Below are 17,919 nucleotides of genomic sequence, written 5' to 3' on the forward strand. Positions count from 1 at the left end.
AAGACCCCATGGAGCTTTACTGCAGCTTGATATTGGATTTGGGTACGATCTGTACAGGATAGGTGGGAGCCTTTGAAGCATGAGCGCCAGCTTGTGTGGAGGCGACGTTGGGATACCACCCTGATCGTATCTAGGTTCTAACCTGGTACCGTGATCCGGTACGGGGACAGTGTCAGGCGGGCAGTTTGACTGGGGCGGTCGCCTCCTAAAGAGTAACGGAGGCGCCCCAAGGTTCCCTCAGAATGGTTGGAAATCATTCGAAGAGTGCAAAGGCATAAGGGAGCTTGACTGCGAGACCTACAAGTCGAGCAGGGACGAAAGTCGGGCTTAGTGATCCGGTGGTACCGCATGGAAGGGCCATCGCTCAACGGATAAAAGCTACCCTGGGGATAACAGGCTTATCTCCCCCAAGAGTCCACATCGACGGGGAGGTTTGGCACCTCGATGTCGGCTCATCGCATCCTGGGGCTGAAGTAGGTCCCAAGGGTTGGGCTGTTCGCCCATTAAAGCGGTACGCGAGCTGGGTTCAGAACGTCGTGAGACAGTTCGGTCCCTATCTGTCGTGGGCGTAGGAAATTTGAGAGGAGCTGTCCTTAGTACGAGAGGACCGGGATGGACGTACCGCTGGTGCACCAGTTGTTCCGCCAGGAGCATGGCTGGGTAGCTACGTACGGACGGGATAAGCGCTGAAAGCATCTAAGCGTGAAGCCCCCCTCAAGATGAGATTTCCCAACTAGTAAGACCCCTTGAAGACGACGAGGTAGATAGGTTGGAGGTGGAAGTGCAGCAATGCATGGAGCTGACCAATACTAATCGGTCGAGGGCTTATCCAAAAAATATTTCAATGTGCTGCAAATTTCGTTTCGTATCTAGTTTTCAGGTGATCAAGCATCTGAGCCGTTTGGTGGCGATGGCGGAAGGGTTCCACGCGTTCCCATACCGAACACGACCGTTAAGCCTTCCAGCGCCGATGGTACTTGGACCGAAGGGTCCCGGGAGAGTAGGACGTCGCCAAGCGAACAACCATAAAGACCGTTATCGAGTCATCGATAACGGTCTTTTTTGTTTATACCCATAGGAAGAGAATCATGTAGCATCAGCAAGAAGGGCGCCCCAAGGTGCCCTTCTTTTCTTTACCTTAATAGCTTCCTTATCTAACATGTTTTCTTAGCTTAATATCTTTCCAATATCAGTTGTGTTTTCAAGCCGTCCATAGGAAGCAGCCAACCGTTAGACTCGAGGGTGTCCATAAGCTCTGATCGGAGCTGGGAAGCTACCGAGACATCGGGTGTTTTAAAAGAGATTTCGATCAAATTCTCGGTTCCTGTGCCATCTGCATTACGAATCGGCCAAACTTCGAGGCTCATTTTCTGGCCATGCCAAGATCCTTCATAGCGGTAGAACGTCAGCGGTCCATGGATTCGGGACTGTGAGAGCTCTTGTTCACCCCAATTCGGGGAGGACCATTTTTTGAGCTTTCCTGGCAGTTTGTCCAGCAGTAAAGCCAAGGCGTCTTGCTCGGATGGGAGCGTAGTGCCGGTTGTATTCGTGCTTATTTTCTTGGTGTTGGAGAAGCTAAGCGTTTGTTTGCCGTAGCCCCAATCAATCTCGGCCTCGTAATTGTCATCCGAAGCATCAAAGCCTTCCTGGTTTGCCAAGCTGAGTGCGGCGTTAATATCTCCATTCACGATGGGATACCGTTTCTTATAGGTAAGCTCGTAGTTATCTTTATCCTCTTTTTTGCGAAAACGGACGTCCCAGCCTTCGGCATTCAGCCCCAAATTGTCCGTGTCATAGTAAGCTACACCGATTGCCTGGGGTGCAGAAGCTATTCCGAATGCTTGAATGACTTCGCTCCGCAGGTTTCCACCGGATTCCAGCACGGTTTCTGGTTTGGCAAGAAGCTTCACTTCATAGGAAGGAACGGCATTGGCGGCGGCCGAAACCTCCGCTGTCTGCAGTCCGGTTAATCCACTTCCTAGAGCCGCGAAACCTACCATGAAAGACAACGTCAGCTGTTTCCACTTTCTCAATACAATCACTCCCATAAGCTGGATTTAGGTACACAGCTTACTTTAAACGCTGAATAATTGTGAGCTGTTAACGGGGGAGGGCGACTGTATCAAATATGTATAGAATTAATGAATAGCGGCATACATTTTTTGTTAATCCATCCAGATGGCTTACAGAGTCCCTAATATTACAGGACCTGCTCCAATTGTTTGCCCACTTCGCGCAAGACCTCTTGAAAACGCTGAATTTGTACGGAAGGAAGACGGTCTCGATTACGGACGCTGTATATATGGCGAGATGCCTGATGGCCGGGAATCGGCAGAACGTGCAGTAAGCCTTCTTGCTGTTCCCGTTGTACCGCCATCCGCGACATAAAGGAAATATGGTCCCCTAACAATACAAGTTGCTTGATCGCTTCCAGCGAGTCCAGCTCTACCGGACTCCTCATATGCAAACCATGCTGCGCAAGCCACAGGTCCGTCAGCTGTCTCGTGCTGGATTCGGTTCCATGCAAGGCAAAGGGAGTTCGAATGATCTGCTCGGGCTGCAGCGAATCCGTTTTGGCCAGCGGATGGTCGGGCGAACATATTAGCGTCAGATCATCCCTGCACAAGGACTCGGCGTGGAGACTGGGACCCGTAAAGGGCTCAGAAGAAATAATGCCCAGATCAATCTGGTGCCGGGCCAGCATGTCGCGGATAACCGGTGAAGGCTTGACGGATAAGGAGATCCGTATACCGGGAAACTCACGGGCAAAGGTATTCAATATCGCGGGCAGCAGATAGGTGGCAGGGACATAACTGGCTCCAATGTGCAGCGTTCCCCGATATAAGCTGTCGTATTCGCGGACGACTCGTTCCGACTCCTTGGCAAGCGCGTTTATTTTTACCGCATAATGCAGCAGAGCTTGTCCAGCCTCGGTGAGAAATGTTTTTCCGCTTCGGGACTCGAATAGCCGGACTTGTAGTTCCTCTTCTAGTGACTTCATATGAAAAGTAACCGTGGGCTGCTTAATGCCAAGTATTTCTGCCACGCTGGTCATATGATGATGGCGGTCGATCAGCTCCACAATTTGCAGCTTCATCAGATTCATTCGTATATCTCTCCCTTGATTATTCCTTATTTATGCTCTCTATATAGATTTAATCTATGAGTATCAACAGAATTCAAACAAAAAGTTAATTCCAAGTTTACATTAGTCTAATACAACGCTTAAACGTAGCCCTTACACTGGAAATAGCTTAAGAAGACAGGTTGGGATCGAAAGTGGATATTGAAATCAGGGGCATTCAAAAATCATTTCAGGGCACACTCGCGTTACTTCCTACCGATTTAAAACTGCGTCACGGTCAATTCACCACATTGCTCGGGCCGTCAGGCTGCGGCAAAACGACACTGCTCAGGATGATCGCCGGGCTGGAACAGCCGGACGGAGGAGAAATCTATGCGGAAGACCGGTGTATCTACTCCATGAACAAAAGGATTGACGTGCCGGCGCACAAACGCAACTTCGGGATGGTATTTCAGGATTTTGCCCTCTGGCCGCATATGACGGTATACGAGAATGTTGCCTTCGGATTAAAAGCGGCCAAGCTTAAGGCGGATCTCAGACAAAAAGTAACCGAAGCGCTGGCCATGGTCCGCTTAGAGGGGATGGAGGAACGTTATCCGCATCAGCTGTCCGGTGGACAACAGCAGCGGGTTGCATTTGCCAGAGCAGTAGCCATTCGTCCGGCACTGGTATTGTTCGATGAGCCTCTAAGTGCGCTGGATGCGGTGCTTAGGGAGGAAATGCGGATCGAAATGATGTCGCTTGTGAAGGATATGGGGCTGACTGCCCTTTATGTCACACACGATCAGGTGGAAGCCATGTCGATGTCGGATGAAATTGTGGTCATGCGGAAGGGAGAAGTCCTGCAACGTGGAACCCCGGAGATGATATATGAAACACCTAGCCATCCCTTTGTGGCTTCGTTTATCGGCAAGTCCAATTGGCTGACGGTGGATCATTCCATGGTGAGACCGGAGCATGTGACCTGGAGCAGGACAAGCACGGAGGATGTATGCTATCAGGCAACCGTGCTAAGCGTGAGCTATGTAGGCGAGCGATACGAAATTCGCTTGCAGGTGGAGGGCTTGGACAAGTGGACCGCTTACCTGGACAAGAGGGTGTCTGTCGGAGAACGCGTAAATCTGTACGTGTCTCCACATAAGGTCTGTCGGATGGGTGAAGGAACAAGTCCTGATAAGAATACAGACATGCATCAAAATACAGCAAAACGCACGCCTGCTGCAGCAGGCTAAGATGAAGGGGAGTTGGGGAGAAATGAGTCAATTGAAGTTACGGAGAAAAAGCGCGATGCTGTTGCTGGCATCTGTCATGAGCCTAAGTCTGTTTGGATGCGGCAGTGCCCCAAATGGGGATTCCGTTACTATGCCGGCACAGGATACAGGCAAATCATCTGCATCGGAGAGTACGCAAGTCGGAGGCAAGCTCGTTCTATACAGCGCAGGTCCTCAAAAGCTTGCCGACAATATTGTGAGCGGTTTTGAAGCCAAGACCGGCGTGAAGGTAGAGATGTTCCAAGGCACAACGGGCAAAATTTTGGCACGGATGGAAGCGGAAAAATCGAATCCGGTTGCGGATGTTGTCATTCTTGCATCTCTCCCCTCCGCACAGGCGCTGAAGGCGGATGGTCTGACATTGCCTTATCCTGAAGCCGCGAATGCGGACAAGCTGAATAAGGATTGGTCCGACGCCGAAGGAAACTATTTCAGCACTAGCGCATCGGCGCTGGGGATTGTATACAACACCAATCTGGTCACTGCGCCGCCTCAAAGCTGGGCTGATTTGGGCTTGCCAGAGTGGAAGGATGCGGTCAATATTCCGGATCCGACGCTGTCGGGATCGGCGCTGGATTTTATCACGGGTTATTTGAGTGTGAAGGGCGACGCAGGCTGGAAACTGTTCGAGGACTATAAAGCCAATGGGACGGCTATGGCAGGAGCGAATCAGGAAGCGCTGGACCCGGTGATCACCGGTGCCAAAAGCTTGGTTGCCGCAGGCGTGGATTATATGGCATATTCGGCCAAAGCCAAAGGCGAGCCGCTTGATATTGTATACCCGGAGGAAGGAACCGTCGTGAGCCCGAGACCGGCTGCGATTTTGAAAACCAGTCCGAACGTGGATAATGCCAAGGCTTTCATCGACTACTTGCTGTCGGACGAAGCACAGAAACTGGTGGCGGACGCCTATCTGATTCCGGGCCGTGAGGATGTGGAGGCTGAAGGCCGGACCAATCTGAAGGATATTCCGGTGTTTAAAGTGGATTGGGCTTGGATGAACGAACATGGGGATGAGACGGCGGCACGTTTTTCCGAAGTATTTAAGTAAGTGCATAAGAGCGAACCACAGGAAGGCAATGTGAGGTGAACCGGGAGTGAGACCTGTCATCATGGACAGTCAGCGTTTTTTACGAAAAATGGGCGTTATTCTCGCCCTTTTTCTTCTTCTTATAGGCATCGGTGTGCCATTGCTGCTTATTTTCTGGCAAAGTGTATACCCGGATCAACACTTCGAGTGGCTGGCGCCGATACGAACGATAGCCGGTCATGAGCTGTCCGGTATTTTGCTGCAATCCATCTGGCTGGGGGTATGCGTGGTGGCAGGATCGACACTGCTCGCGCTGCCGCTCGCCTGGATGATGGCCAAAACACGGCTAGGACAGCATCGGTGGGTGGACGTGATATTGATGATTCCGTTCATGACCCCGCCGTATATCGGTTCGATGGGCTGGATTCTGTTTATGCAAAAGGGCGGATATTTGCAGCAGTGGCTGCCGGGAACCGCGAGATGGAGTGATTCCTTCTTCAGCTTCGGAGGTATGGTGCTGATCATGAGTCTGCATTTGTTCCCGTTTCTCTATCTGCTGCTGCGGGACGCTCTGATTCGGATCGGCGGTAATCTGGAGGAGGCCGGAGCGGTTCACGGCGCAAGCGCTGGATACCGGTTTAGAAGAATCATACTGCCGCTGCTGTTATCCTCTTACGGCATGGGCGCGATGCTGGTGTTCGTCAAAACCATTGCGGAATTCGGCACCCCGGCAACGTTCGGTCGTCGCATCGGCTATTATGTAATGACCTCAGAAATCCACAAATATATTTCAAGCTGGCCCATCGATTTCGGTAAAGCGACCTCGCTGGCATCGGTCCTGCTGTCGGTTTGTCTGGTGATGTGGTACATGCAGTCTACGATCAGCCGGAGATTTACCTACCGTCTAGTCGGCGGCAAAGGTCAGCGCTCCAAGAGATATTCGCTGCGCGGAAGCAAAGGTGCCATCTGCGCTCTTTACATCGGTTTGCTGCTCGTATTGTCTGTTGGCATTCCTTATTTTTCCGTCATTGCGGCATCTCTGATGAAACTCCGGGGAGCGGGATTGTCCTTAGATAATCTGACGCTTGCTCATTACAAGGAACTGCTGTCCTGGGGATCGGTCAGCCAGAAAGCGCTCGGTAACAGTCTGGGCCTGTCGCTTGCAGCATCTACCGTTGCCGTTCTGCTAGGTACCGGTTTTGCCCTGACGATCGGCAAGTCCCAGGCACGGATGCAGCGGGTCATCGATCTGTTAAGTCTCTTGCCGAATACGGTTCCCGGCATTGTGATGGTGGTCGGTTTGATCCTGCTCTGGAATGCGCCATGGATGCCGGTTACGCTCTACAATACCTATGGGATGGTGGTGCTGACGTACGTCGTGCTGTTCCTCCCCTATACGGTGCAATATGTAAAGGCCAGTTTTACACAGATTGACGGCACTCTGTTTCAAGCGGGTCAAGTTTTTGGAGGCGGTCCGCTGCTTGTACTGCGGCGCATTCTGCTGCCGCTGATTATGCCCGGCATGCTGGCGGGATGGATCATGACCTTCACGATTGCTTCACGTGAGCTGGTCGGATCACTGCTCATTCTGCCGCCATCGATGCAGACATCGGCTACGTATATTTTTGCCCAGTTTGAGCAGGGACAGGTATCTCTCGGGATGGCGATGGCCGTTGTCTCCGTCGGTATGACGGTGCTGCTGTTACTGCTGGTCGAAGCTATGAATTCTAAAAGAAAGTGGAATGCATCATGATGAAACTGACGGTATGGGGCGGTGCAGGCGAGCATGGCCGCTCCGCGTATTTACTAAGCGGCAGGCAGGTCCATTTGCTCCTGGATTGCGGCGTCAAGAAGGAAGGATCAGGGGACTATCCCATGATCCAGCAAGAACATGTGCCGAAGCTGGATGCCGTGTTTCTGTCACATGCCCACGAGGACCACTCGGTGGCGATTCCGCTCCTGTACCGGCTTGGCTATCAAGGGGAGGTATGGACCACCAGGGAGACGGCAGCACAGTTAACGGCCTACTTTGCCTCCTGGAAAGAGTACACGGCAAGGGCAGGCGTAGAGCTTCCTTATATGGAGGAGGATCAGCTGGCGATCCGCTACCGGTATCTGGAGGAAGAGGCTGAGAAGTTGACATGGTTTGAGGCGCTTCCGGGCGTTGAGATCATGTGGGGACGAAGCGGCCATATGGTAGGGGCTGTCTGGTTCTTGGTACAGGCTGAAGGAAAACGGATCTTCTATTCTGGCGACTACACATCGGAATCGCTGCTGCTCGAGGATGACAGCCCAGCGCTGGTAGACAAGTCCTCTTCCATGCTGCTGGATCTGGCTATAGTGGATGCGGCTTACGGGACGGACGCTACTTCACAGGCCGATAAGCTAAAGCAGTTGGAATATAAGATTGAGAGCACACTGCAAACTGGCGGGAAGGTATTGATACCGGTGCCGGCCGCCGGCCGAGGGCAGGAAATGATCCTATGGGCATACAGGAATTGGGGAAATGTGCCGATCATGATCGAAGCGCCGCTGATCGAAGGAATGAAGCGACTGCTTGCTCGTTCGGAGTGGCTTCGCAGCCAGAAATCCGATCAGGGAATGAGGGATCAGCTGGAGTTATTGCTGAACCGGAACGATTGGATCGTACCCGCTAGCGAAACGGAACGTGTGTCCTTGCTCCATAAGCACGGGGCATCGCTATGGTTCGTAACGGATGGGATGATGCAGTCGAAGCTTGCGCAGTGGTACTACCGCCAGATGTCCGGCGATACCCGGAATCTGGTTCTCCTCACAGGCCATGTTTCCCAGGGGACCTTTGGACATCGCCTCCTTCAACATCCGGCCTCGTACGGTGCCTGCTCTGTCACGAAAATCAGGTATAAGGTACACCAGGGCCTGGCGGATGTGCGTCAGATGATAACCGGCGTTCCGGCACTGCATACCGTTCTCGTCCATGCAGACAAAGGAGAAACGGACCGGTTACGAGCCCGTCTGACAGAGGAAGCACCGAACCCCAACCTTCACATTTATTCCATGTCGGTTGGTGAGGAAGTCTATTTCTAGTCGTGCTTAGAGAACCTTTATTGCTTTCGCGATAAAGGTTTTTTTGTGGAATGGCTGTTATGTGTTTAGATGCAGGTGAAGTTGGTGAAGGCTGTAATGAACATATATAAAAATAAATTAGTACCAAGTACTAGTACTTGGTGATATAATAGTTATAAACTTGGAGGTGTGAACGATGAGCCAATCAAAGTCAAGAATTTCGGCAATCGGGACCTATGTTCCTGAACGGATATTAACCAATGCGGATTTAGAGAAGATGGTTGAAACGAGTGATGAGTGGATTGTGCAGCGAACAGGCATGAGGGAGCGCCGGATTGCTGCCCCGGATGAGTACGTGTCGGATCTCGCCATCAAGGCTGTAGAGGATATGGTTGATCGATACGGCGTTACCGTGCGGGATGCTGATATGATTCTTGTGGCCACAAGCACGCCGGAATATTCTTTTCCCAGTACAGCTTCACGGGTCCAATCGAAGCTGGGCATTGCAAGCACGGGTGCGCTGGATCTGAATGCTGCTTGTGCGGGATTTGTATATGCACTCCAGATGGCTGACGGATTAATATCCGGGGGAGCCTACCGTAAGATTCTGGTTATCGGCGCAGAAACCTTATCGAAGATTACGGATTACACCGACCGAACGACATGCGTATTGTTTGGGGACGGCGCCGGTGCCGTATTGTTGGAGAAAGATGAGGATTCGCCAAGTGTCATAGCATCTGTATCGGGAACTTTTGGCGAGGGCGGCATACATCTGTATAAAACAGCGCTCTCTGAGCAAATGGACGGCACGGAATTAAAGAGCGGCTGTCTTGTTCAAAATGGTCGTGAAATTTATAAGTGGGCCATTCGGAACATTCCGGACGGCGTCCGATCTCTTCTGTCCAAAGGAGGCATGACCGCGGAGGAAGTGGATTGGTTTGTCCCGCATAGCGCCAATCTTCGCATGATCGAGGCGATTAACGAGCGTGGGCCATTTACAATGGATCGCACTTTAACCAGCGTCGAGTACCGCGGGAATACGTCGGCAGCCTCCATTCCGCTTGCACTTCAGCTGGCGGTGGATGAGGGAAGGCTCAAAGCGGGAGACCACGTCTTACTCTACGGGTTTGGCGGGGGAATGACCTATGCCGGCTCCATCGTCAAATGGACGATATGATTCCCTTAATATCTATAAGACCGCTATCGACATACGATATGCGGTTTTTTTGTGCTGCGATTTTTGGATGATCGGACCTGAATCGTAATAAATTCAACTCAAATTCGAAAGTTTACCACCTCAAAATTTGGCGCCGCTTTCATTAGACTAAAGAAGAAAAATACGTTTCATGGAAGAGGGGTAGAACGATGAAAAGGTTTAAGTCATGGAGCTTGCTGCTCCTGAGTGTCATCATGGTGTTTACGCTGGCCGCATGTGGAGGCGGGGGCGGTAACGGAAGCAGTACGGCTGAATCTCCGGGGGGAGGAAGCAGCGAAGAGACAGGCAATACGAAAGAAGGAACCGAGTCCACAGAGAAAATCGAGCTCTCCTTCTGGTCGCTGGGAACAACCAACTATGAGGATCTGGCAAAGGAATATACGAAGGAGCATCCGAACATCACGTTCAAATTCCAGAATACGTCGGACCAAACCGCACATCACAACAACCTGACGACAGCATTGTCCGCTGGCTCGGGCGCGCCTGACATTTTCCAATTAGAAATCGCGTTTATGGAGCGTTTTATCAACAACCAGGATAAATTCTACAATCTGTACGATCTTGGCGCTAAAGACTTAGAAGGCAACTACCTGGAGTGGAAATGGAAGCAGGCTACTTCGGTTGACGGCACCTTCCAACTCGGTCTGCCAACAGACATCGGTCCTACGGTCGTATATTACCGTACGGATCTGGCAGAGCAAGCCGGACTGCCGACGGATCCGGACGGGTTTAGCGCAGCGATTGATTCATGGGACAAATTCGCCAGCGTAGCCAAGGACTTCACAAGTAAAACAGGAAAGCCGTTCGCCGACTTAACGGACCTGGTATATAACGGGGTGCGCGACCAATCCCCGGATCAAATCTACTTCAACAAAGAGGATGGCTCCTTTATCGGAGATACGAACCCGCAAGTGAGAAAAGCTTACGACTTTACGGTAAAAGGAATTCAGGAAGGCTGGATCGGCAACTGGATTCTGTGGTCTCCTGAATGGCAAAAAGCGATCAATGATGGAGACTTTGGCGTCATGCTCGGCCCGGCTTGGATTGCCGGTACGATCCGCAATGCGAAGGATACCGCAGGCAAATGGCAGATTGCCCAGCTTCCTGAAGGAGCAGGCAACTGGGGCGGTTCGTTCCTGACCCTGCCGAAGGAAGGCAAGCATTCGAAGGAAGCCTACGAATTCATCTCGTGGGTGCTTAACAAAGAGAATCAGCTGAAATCGTTCAAGGACAGCGGCTTGTTCCCATCCATCCCGGCGGTTTATAGCGAGCCTTCATTCACGGAGGAGAAGGATGAATTCTTCGGCGGTCAAGTTATTTCCGAAGCGTATGCCAAGTCGGCGGAACGCATCAAGCCGGTTTACTACGGACCTCTTCACGACCAGACCGACACGATTATCAAGAACGCACTCAAAAACGTGCTGGAGAAAAAAGCCGACCCGCAAAAAGAATGGGAAAGCGCAATGAAACAAATCAAGACGCTGGTTGATCGCAGCTAGGAAAAGGAGCATTCCTCGCCAGCTCATTCAGCCCGTCATCCGTCCGAATCTGAGTAGGGAGGAAGCTCTCTTCCTCGGATTCGGATTTATCCTTATCTACCTGGAGGTGCATTCATGGCAGACACAGTTACAGCAGAGTCACCGCAACCGGTGCCCCCGAGGCGGCGCTTGTTGACGGAGACCGTGCGCAGCCGGTTTACGGCTTATACGTTCATATCGCCATTCTTCATCTTGTTCGCAATTTTTGGACTGTATCCGATTCTTTTTACTATCTATTTGTCCTTCTTCAAATGGGATGCACTCGGACCGATGAAGTACGTCGGCTTCAAGAACTACGAGCTGATTACAAGCGACCCGACCTTCTGGATCGCTTTCAGCAACACACTCATTATGGCTTTGATGGGAACCGTGCCGCAGCTGATTGTGGCATTATTTGTTGCGGTTATGCTCAACTCGGCCTTGAACAGATTCAAGAATACGTTCCGTATTCTGTATTTTATGCCGAACATCACCTCCATCGTTGCCGTAACGCTGGTGTTCAGTACGATGTTTGGCAACAACGGGATGGTCAACTGGCTCCTGAACACCTTCGGCGCGGAAAGCGTACCGTTCAACTCCGGCTGGTGGGGAGTCAAAATCGCAATTTCGTCCATGGTCATGTGGCGGTGGATGGGCTATAACGCCATTATTTTTCTGTCGGGTCTGCAGAGCATTCCGACTGATATTTATGAGGCAGCCAAAATCGACGGTGCCACCCGAGGCCAGCAGCTGCTCTATATCACGCTGCCGCTTCTTCGGCCATTCATTCTGTTCGTTACCTTGGTATCGACGATCGGGGCGCTCCAATTGTTTACGGAGCCTTATGTATTCCTAGGTCAGTCCGGCACGGGCTCTACGCGGCAGGAAGGGGTCACGATGGTCACGTATCTGTATAATGAAGCATTTAAGAACGGATTTTTCGGTACGGCTGCGGCAACGGCGGTACTCTTGTTTATCGCCACCATTCTATTCTCGGTATTAAACATGATGGTGGGCCGCGAAGGTAAAGATACGGGAGGTAAAAAAGCATGAGCACAGTCGCCATAAGCCGGAAAAAACCGGATGAACCCGGTTTTATCGCCAAATTCTTCTTCTACCTCTTTATGATCCTTGGCGCACTGGTCTCGATCTTCCCGTTCTACTGGATGTTTGTCGTGGCTACGAATGACAAGGATGCGGCATTTCATATTCCGCCGCTCCTTACGCCCGGAACGGAATTCCTGGATAACTTCTCGCGCGTGCTGGAGCGGACGGATTTTTTCCGGGCGTTGATGAACTCGGTCGTTGTGTCTTCAGCCGTTACGTTGTCCGTTGTGTTCCTCTGTACGCTGGCGGGTTATGCTTTTGCCAAGTATGAATTTCCTTTGAAGAAGACGCTGTTTGTTTTTGTCATTGCCACGATGCTTGTACCTGCCCAGTTGGGCGTGCTTCCACAGTACGTCATCATGGCCAAGCTGCACTGGATCGACAGCTACAAAGCGCTGATCGTACCCGCCATGGTCAATGCCTTCGGCATCTTCTGGATGCGGCAGTACATCGCTTCCGCCGTTCATACCGAGCTGATCGAAGCGGGGCGGATTGATGGCGGCGGACACTTCCGGATTTTCTGGAACATCGCCATTCCTGTCGTAACACCGGCGATGGCTACACTGGGGATTCTGAATTTCATGAATGTATGGAATGATTTCTTCTGGCCGCTCGTCGTATTGAAAAACAGAGAAAATTACACTATTCAAATTGCACTGCAGCAATTGTTCACCAATAAGGACGGCCTTGATTTTGGAATGATCATGTCGGCCACCTTCACGGCGACGCTTCCGCTTCTCATTGTGTTTCTATTGTTCAGCCGCTACGTCATCGCGGGACTGACATCAGGCGCCATAAAAAGTTAACAAGCAAGGTGAAGTCGACAAGGAATGCGGCCTGTCATGAAGAATAATAGACATAGTAGAGTGGAGGGAGGAAGGATCCATGAAACTCCGCCGAAAGATATTGCTGGCTATTATTCTTCTGGTCTTCATTCCGGTCATCGCGCTGGGCGGGGTATCCTATTACAGCTTTTCGGAAGCGATGGAGAAGAAGTCGAATGATTTCTACTGGATTTCGCTTCTGGAAACGGATCGCAAACTGAAGTTTGCCTTGAACGAAATCACGACGATTTCGAACTCGGCGATTACCCAGCAATCGGTTCAGCAGATGCTGAAACAGCCGGAATACGCGGTTACCTATGAACGGCGGCAGGAGATCAACAATCTGATCAATCATCCGATGATTGCGTCGTTTGCTTTTTATTCGAATGACCGGTTGATGTATAACACGAATGGCGGAATGGAGCTTCAGGAACTGAGGCAGCAGGCATGGTATGAAGCGGTAGAGAAGGCGGAGGGGCGTCCTGTATGGGTCGGACCCGGCGAGAACGGCTCTGCGGCTGACGGCGCTCCCGTTTTGATTCAATCCAGGGTCATCAAGGACTATTACTCGCTGGAGGATATCGGAACCGTGGTCATCTACGTGAAGCCGGATCTCCTCGATCAGGTGTTCTGGGAGGCGGCAACGCTGAAGCAGGGAGACATTTTGCTGGTCAATCAGCAGGGGCACATCGTGTTTAGCAAGTCAGGCGGGCATATCGGGGAGCGGACGGAGTTCCCGTTTCTCTCGGATAGTTATAAGACGAATGGAAAAGGCTACTATATCGATCAATATGCAGGCGAAAAATCGCTGATCACATATTCACCTTCTCATAATAAAGATTGGTTTCTGGTCGCCATCACGCCAAGTAAACTGATTTCGGCCGAATCGGTCCCGATTCGCAACCTAGCCTTGATCCTGGGGTTGATCTCGCTCGTGTCGGCGTTCCTGTTCGACCGTTTTTTTGTGCGTAGAATGGTGCGCAGCATCATCAGCGCGGTGAACGGGATGAAGCGCGTTAAGCAGGGCATCTTCGTCCCGATCCCGTCGCATAACGTGGCGGAAGACGAGACGGATCTGTTAATCGACGGCTTTAACCGGATGAGCACCCAGATCCAGGAGCTGATTGGACAGGTCGAGACGGAACAAGCACGAAAAAAGGAGGCGGAGCTGCAGGCGCTGGTCGCTCAGATCAATCCGCATTTTATCTACAATTCATTGGAATCGATCAATTCGATGGCCGTGCTTCAGGGTAACAAGGATATCAGCAAGATGGTGGTTTCCCTTGGAAAGCTGCTGCGTATCAGCATCAGCGAGCATCATGAACTCATACCGCTCAGCATGGAGCTGGAGCATGTCCAGCATTACATGCGGATACAGAAATTCAGGTTTGAGGAAAAATTCGATTACGGCATTGAGCTTCCGAATGAACTGAGGCACTACGTTACGCAAAAGCTGATTATTCAGCCGATTGTTGAGAACGCTTTATATCACGGGATCGAGCCGATGGAGGAAAGCGGACTGATCTCCATTCGGGTGTCCGAGGATGGCGAAGATATCGTGATTGACGTGGAGGACAACGGTCCGGGCTTCGATCCGGAAACGCTGATGAAGCTGTGGAATTCGGATCCGGGACAGCTCAAGAAGTATCGCGAGAACGGAGTCGGATTGAAGAATGTCCATGAAAGGCTGCGGATCCGGTTTGGCAGCCGTTACGGCCTGATGATCTGTTCCTCCCCAGGTTACGGCTCCTTGATCCGAATCCGAATACCGAAAATACTGACATGACAGGGGGGATGCAGGGTGAGATGGTTTTGGAATTGGGGCTGGATCGTCGGATATGCCGCTCTGTTGGCGCTGTCTGTCGTGTGGGTGACGGTACAGAATCAGGGACCGGCCCAGGAGGAACAGCCGGAGAAAATTACGCTGACGTTCCGGCATTTCTGGAACAAGGAGCATGACAGGCCGGTGCTGGCCGTATTCGAGAGCATCGTCCGCACGTATGAGAAAGCGCATCCAAATGTTAAGGTGAACTTCGAGAGCATCGATCAGACGATTCACCGGGAACAAAAGCTGAAGAGCGAGATGGTGACCGGCACGCCGCCGGATATGTTTGTTTTGTTCGGAGGAGCCGAGATCGTGCCTTATGCCAGATCGAACCGGTTGATGGATTTAACGGATTTTTTGCAGGATACCGGATTGAAGGAGCAATTCAAGGATCTGCACCATTGGACCTTCGAGGACCGGATCTATGGCCTGCCTTTCGAGGGACACGCAGAGCCGATCTATTATAACCGGGCTTTATTCCGGCAGCTGAAGCTGGAGCCTCCGAAGATGCTGGGACAGATGGACGAAGCTATTCGTGTTCTGCGGGAGAACGATATCATCCCTTTTGCGGTCGGCAACGAAGACAGGTGGCCGGCGGGAATTTTTGCCCACTATTTCATGGATCGTTACGCCGGGCCGGAACTGATTGACCGGCTGGTCGAAGGCGATGATCAGGTCAGCTTTGTGCAAGAGTCCTACTTGGAGGCGTTTGAGCACTTGGAGCTGTGGATCAAAGAAGGGGCGTTCAGCCCGAACGCGAACGATCTTTCCACGGAAGAAGCGATTGCCCAGTTCACGGAAGGAAAAGCTGCGATGTATATGAACGGCAGCTGGGATATTACGCTGCTGCAGAATGAGGATTACCCGGATTTTCAGAACGAGATCGGCGTCATTCCCTTTCCGTCGCTTTTTCCTGGCGAAGAACGGTCCTTGGCAGGGGGATATACGATCGGCATCGGGCTGTCATCGGACTTGGATGAAACGAAAAAGCAATCGGCTCTGGAGCTGCTGGGCATGTTCTATACTCCAGAGGTGCAGACTCGGCTGGTGTATGAAGGACTGCGCGTCCCTTCGATGAAGATTGACTATGATTCGAAGAAAACCGGGCCGGTGTTTGCCCAAGTCACGGAATTGATGGAGGAGTCCACGAGCACCTTTCTGCCTTACGACAACACGTTATCACCCGAGGTAAACAGTTCGTTCCTTAAGGTGATCGAGGATATGATTGGAGGACGGATCGATGCTGCCGGCGCATTGGAGCAAATTCAGAAGTCCTCGGTGCGGTATTGGAAGCTTAGGCGGAATACGACAGCAGAGTAAACAGAAGACAGGGGGAACGTCATGGGCGGATCGGAAGGCAAATTCAGAGTTATGCTGGTCGATGATGAGCCGATCATTCTGCGCAGTCTAAGGGCAGCCATCCCCTGGGATGAGCTGGATCTCGAAGTCGTTGGGGAGGCCAAGACAGGGGACAGCGCTCTCAAGCTGGCGCGTGAAGTATCGCCGCATATGATCATCAGTGATATACGGATGCCGGGAATGGATGGCATTACGCTCATGAAGGAGCTGAAGGCGGATCAGGCACGGCGGATCATTATTTTCATTAGCGGGTATGGCGAATTCGAATACGCAAGGGAAGCGCTGCGCGAAGGGGCTTTCGATTACTTGCTCAAGCCGATCGATCACGATGAGCTGACGGAAACGATAGCCAAGGCGGCCAGAACCCTGGAGAAGCAAATTGCGGATGATCAAATGCTGCATTCGATCAAGGTTTTATCTCTGCTGGCCCGGGAGAGGATGCTTACGGAATTTATCGAGGGGAACCGAAGCCCCCTGCAGCATATGCAGTGGCTGGAAGACAGCGAGCTGGAGCATGGATACACGATGGCCGTCATTCAGTTGGATCATTACTTGCGGCTTAACGAGTTATGGAGCATGGACGAGAAGCGCTTGTGGCTGTTTGCCGTACGGAACGTCCTGGAGGAATGGTCCTTGCAGCATGGCGGACTGACGGTATTTCCTTTCCGCAGCGGGGAATGGGTGCTGCTGTTTCCGAACCTGACGAGGGAGCGGCAGGAGGAGATCGGCCGGGATTTGGTGCAATTGATCAAGCGGAATACGAAGCTGTCCTGCTCGGTCGGCTTCAGTCCCAGCATGGCCGGGATTGACCGCTTGGGAACGGCTTACGAGACCGCCGTCCGCGCCTTATACCAGCGGTTTTATTCAGGGGAAGAGGGGGTGTTTCTCGGAACGCCCGATTCCATGATGGAAACGGCCAGCGAAGCGAAGTATCCGAAGCATCTCGAGTCGCTCATGGTGGAAAGCATCCGCACGCTTCACAAGGAGCGGCTGCTGGAGCTTTTTGACGAGACCAAGGCTTATATCGAGGAGCATGCCTTCAGCCGGGAGATGACCGAGCGGGTGCTGCTGGAGATGAGTGTCGTGCTGTATCGGCAGTTTGAGCATATGAAGGTGCTGTTTGAGTGGTCGCTGGAGGAATTGCTGCAGGAGCTTCATGCGTCCGGCACCCTTCAGCAGCTGATGGACGTCGTGAAAAGCCATTTCAGCAAGTGGATTGCCGAGAGCCGGTCCGGGCAGGCCAAGGACAATGTTCAGGCCGTTATGGGCAAAGCCAAGGAGTACATCGCGGAAAATTACCAGAAGGATCTCAGCATTGAAGAGGTATCGGAGCTGGCGGATTTGAGCATCAGCCATTTCTGTACCCTGTTTAAGGGAACAACGGGATATACGTTTCTGGAGTACTTAACGGAATGCCGGATCGAGAAGGCCAAGAGCATACTGCTGAATACGGATGTGAAGGTATATCAGGTAGCGCCAATGGTAGGGTATCAGGACCCGCGCTATTTTACGCAGGTGTTCAAAAAAATAACAGGGAAAACGCCCTCCGAGTATCGGGAAGAGGCGATATCCAAGACTTAAAGAGGCGAAGCCCCGTTCGTGGTGTTAACGGGCCAATCATGCGAGGATAGGTTTCAGCA

The 17,919-nt window shown here is 51.9% G+C and carries 13 protein-coding genes and 2 rRNA genes (1 of these 15 only partly in view); 13 read left to right on the forward strand and 2 right to left on the reverse strand.

Annotation, left to right across the window (positions count from 1 at the left end; all coding sequences use genetic code 11):
• A 23S ribosomal RNA gene (locus MKX98_RS04715) occupies nt 1-833 on the forward strand (it extends 2,095 nt beyond the left edge of the window).
• 67 nt (nt 834-900) lie between these two features.
• Nucleotides 901-1,017: ribosomal RNA gene (gene rrf / locus MKX98_RS04720) — 5S ribosomal RNA — on the forward strand.
• Nucleotides 1,018-1,172: 155 nt separating this feature from the next.
• Here the strand turns inward: rrf and MKX98_RS04725 are convergent.
• Nucleotides 1,173-2,048: a hypothetical protein gene (locus MKX98_RS04725; RefSeq protein WP_339221697.1), complete on the reverse strand. Its 876-nt coding sequence runs from the start codon at nt 2,046-2,048 to the stop codon at nt 1,173-1,175.
• A gap of 152 nt (nt 2,049-2,200) precedes the next feature.
• Nucleotides 2,201-3,106 (reverse strand): LysR family transcriptional regulator, encoded by a 906-nt coding sequence (locus tag MKX98_RS04730; protein WP_339221699.1) that lies wholly within the window; start codon nt 3,104-3,106, stop codon nt 2,201-2,203.
• Nucleotides 3,107-3,279: 173 nt separating this feature from the next.
• Here MKX98_RS04730 and MKX98_RS04735 point away from each other — a divergent pair, with 173 nt between their 5' ends.
• The 11 genes from MKX98_RS04735 to MKX98_RS04785 all read left to right on the forward strand — a co-directional run bounded on the left by MKX98_RS04735 (nt 3,280) and on the right by MKX98_RS04785 (nt 17,860).
• Entirely contained in the window at nt 3,280-4,317 is a 1,038-nt protein-coding gene (locus MKX98_RS04735; protein WP_339221701.1) for an ABC transporter ATP-binding protein, read from the forward strand.
• A gap of 22 nt (nt 4,318-4,339) precedes the next feature.
• A complete protein-coding gene (locus MKX98_RS04740) occupies nt 4,340-5,407 on the forward strand; it encodes an ABC transporter substrate-binding protein (RefSeq protein ID WP_339221703.1) in 1,068 nt (355 codons plus the stop codon).
• Between the two features lie 61 nt (nt 5,408-5,468).
• A complete protein-coding gene (locus tag MKX98_RS04745; protein ID WP_339221705.1) occupies nt 5,469-7,139 on the forward strand; it encodes an iron ABC transporter permease in 1,671 nt (556 codons plus the stop codon).
• Nucleotides 7,136-8,452, forward strand: a complete 1,317-nt coding sequence (locus MKX98_RS04750; protein ID WP_339221707.1) for an MBL fold metallo-hydrolase — start codon at nt 7,136-7,138, stop codon at nt 8,450-8,452. The genes MKX98_RS04745 and MKX98_RS04750 overlap by 4 nt, the downstream gene beginning before the upstream one ends.
• A 175-nt stretch (nt 8,453-8,627) precedes the next feature.
• Nucleotides 8,628-9,608, forward strand: coding sequence for a ketoacyl-ACP synthase III (locus MKX98_RS04755; RefSeq protein WP_194540946.1), 981 nt, complete (start codon nt 8,628-8,630; stop codon nt 9,606-9,608).
• Nucleotides 9,609-9,796: 188 nt separating this feature from the next.
• On the forward strand, nt 9,797-11,146 hold the full coding sequence (locus MKX98_RS04760) for an extracellular solute-binding protein (RefSeq protein WP_071221586.1): 1,350 nt from the start codon (nt 9,797-9,799) through the stop codon (nt 11,144-11,146).
• Between the two features lie 114 nt (nt 11,147-11,260).
• On the forward strand, nt 11,261-12,217 hold the full coding sequence (locus MKX98_RS04765; protein ID WP_071221585.1) for a sugar ABC transporter permease: 957 nt from the start codon (nt 11,261-11,263) through the stop codon (nt 12,215-12,217).
• Nucleotides 12,214-13,077, forward strand: a complete 864-nt coding sequence (locus tag MKX98_RS04770; RefSeq protein WP_113061573.1) for a carbohydrate ABC transporter permease — start codon at nt 12,214-12,216, stop codon at nt 13,075-13,077. Before MKX98_RS04765 ends, MKX98_RS04770 begins: the two co-directional genes overlap by 4 nt.
• Before the next feature lie 79 nt (nt 13,078-13,156).
• Nucleotides 13,157-14,881, forward strand: coding sequence for a sensor histidine kinase (locus MKX98_RS04775; RefSeq protein ID WP_194540948.1), 1,725 nt, complete (start codon nt 13,157-13,159; stop codon nt 14,879-14,881).
• A 15-nt stretch (nt 14,882-14,896) separates the two neighbouring features.
• The gene (locus MKX98_RS04780; protein ID WP_194540949.1) at nt 14,897-16,240 is read left to right on the forward strand and encodes an extracellular solute-binding protein; all 1,344 of its coding nucleotides are present in this window, start codon (nt 14,897-14,899) and stop codon (nt 16,238-16,240) included.
• Between the two features lie 21 nt (nt 16,241-16,261).
• Nucleotides 16,262-17,860 (forward strand): response regulator, encoded by a 1,599-nt coding sequence (locus MKX98_RS04785; protein WP_194540950.1) that lies wholly within the window; start codon nt 16,262-16,264, stop codon nt 17,858-17,860.
• Nucleotides 17,861-17,919 lie beyond the last annotated feature (59 nt).

It is taken from the genome of Paenibacillus sp. FSL W7-1332 (assembly GCF_037969785.1).
Lineage (GTDB): Bacteria > Bacillota > Bacilli > Paenibacillales > Paenibacillaceae > Paenibacillus_AQ.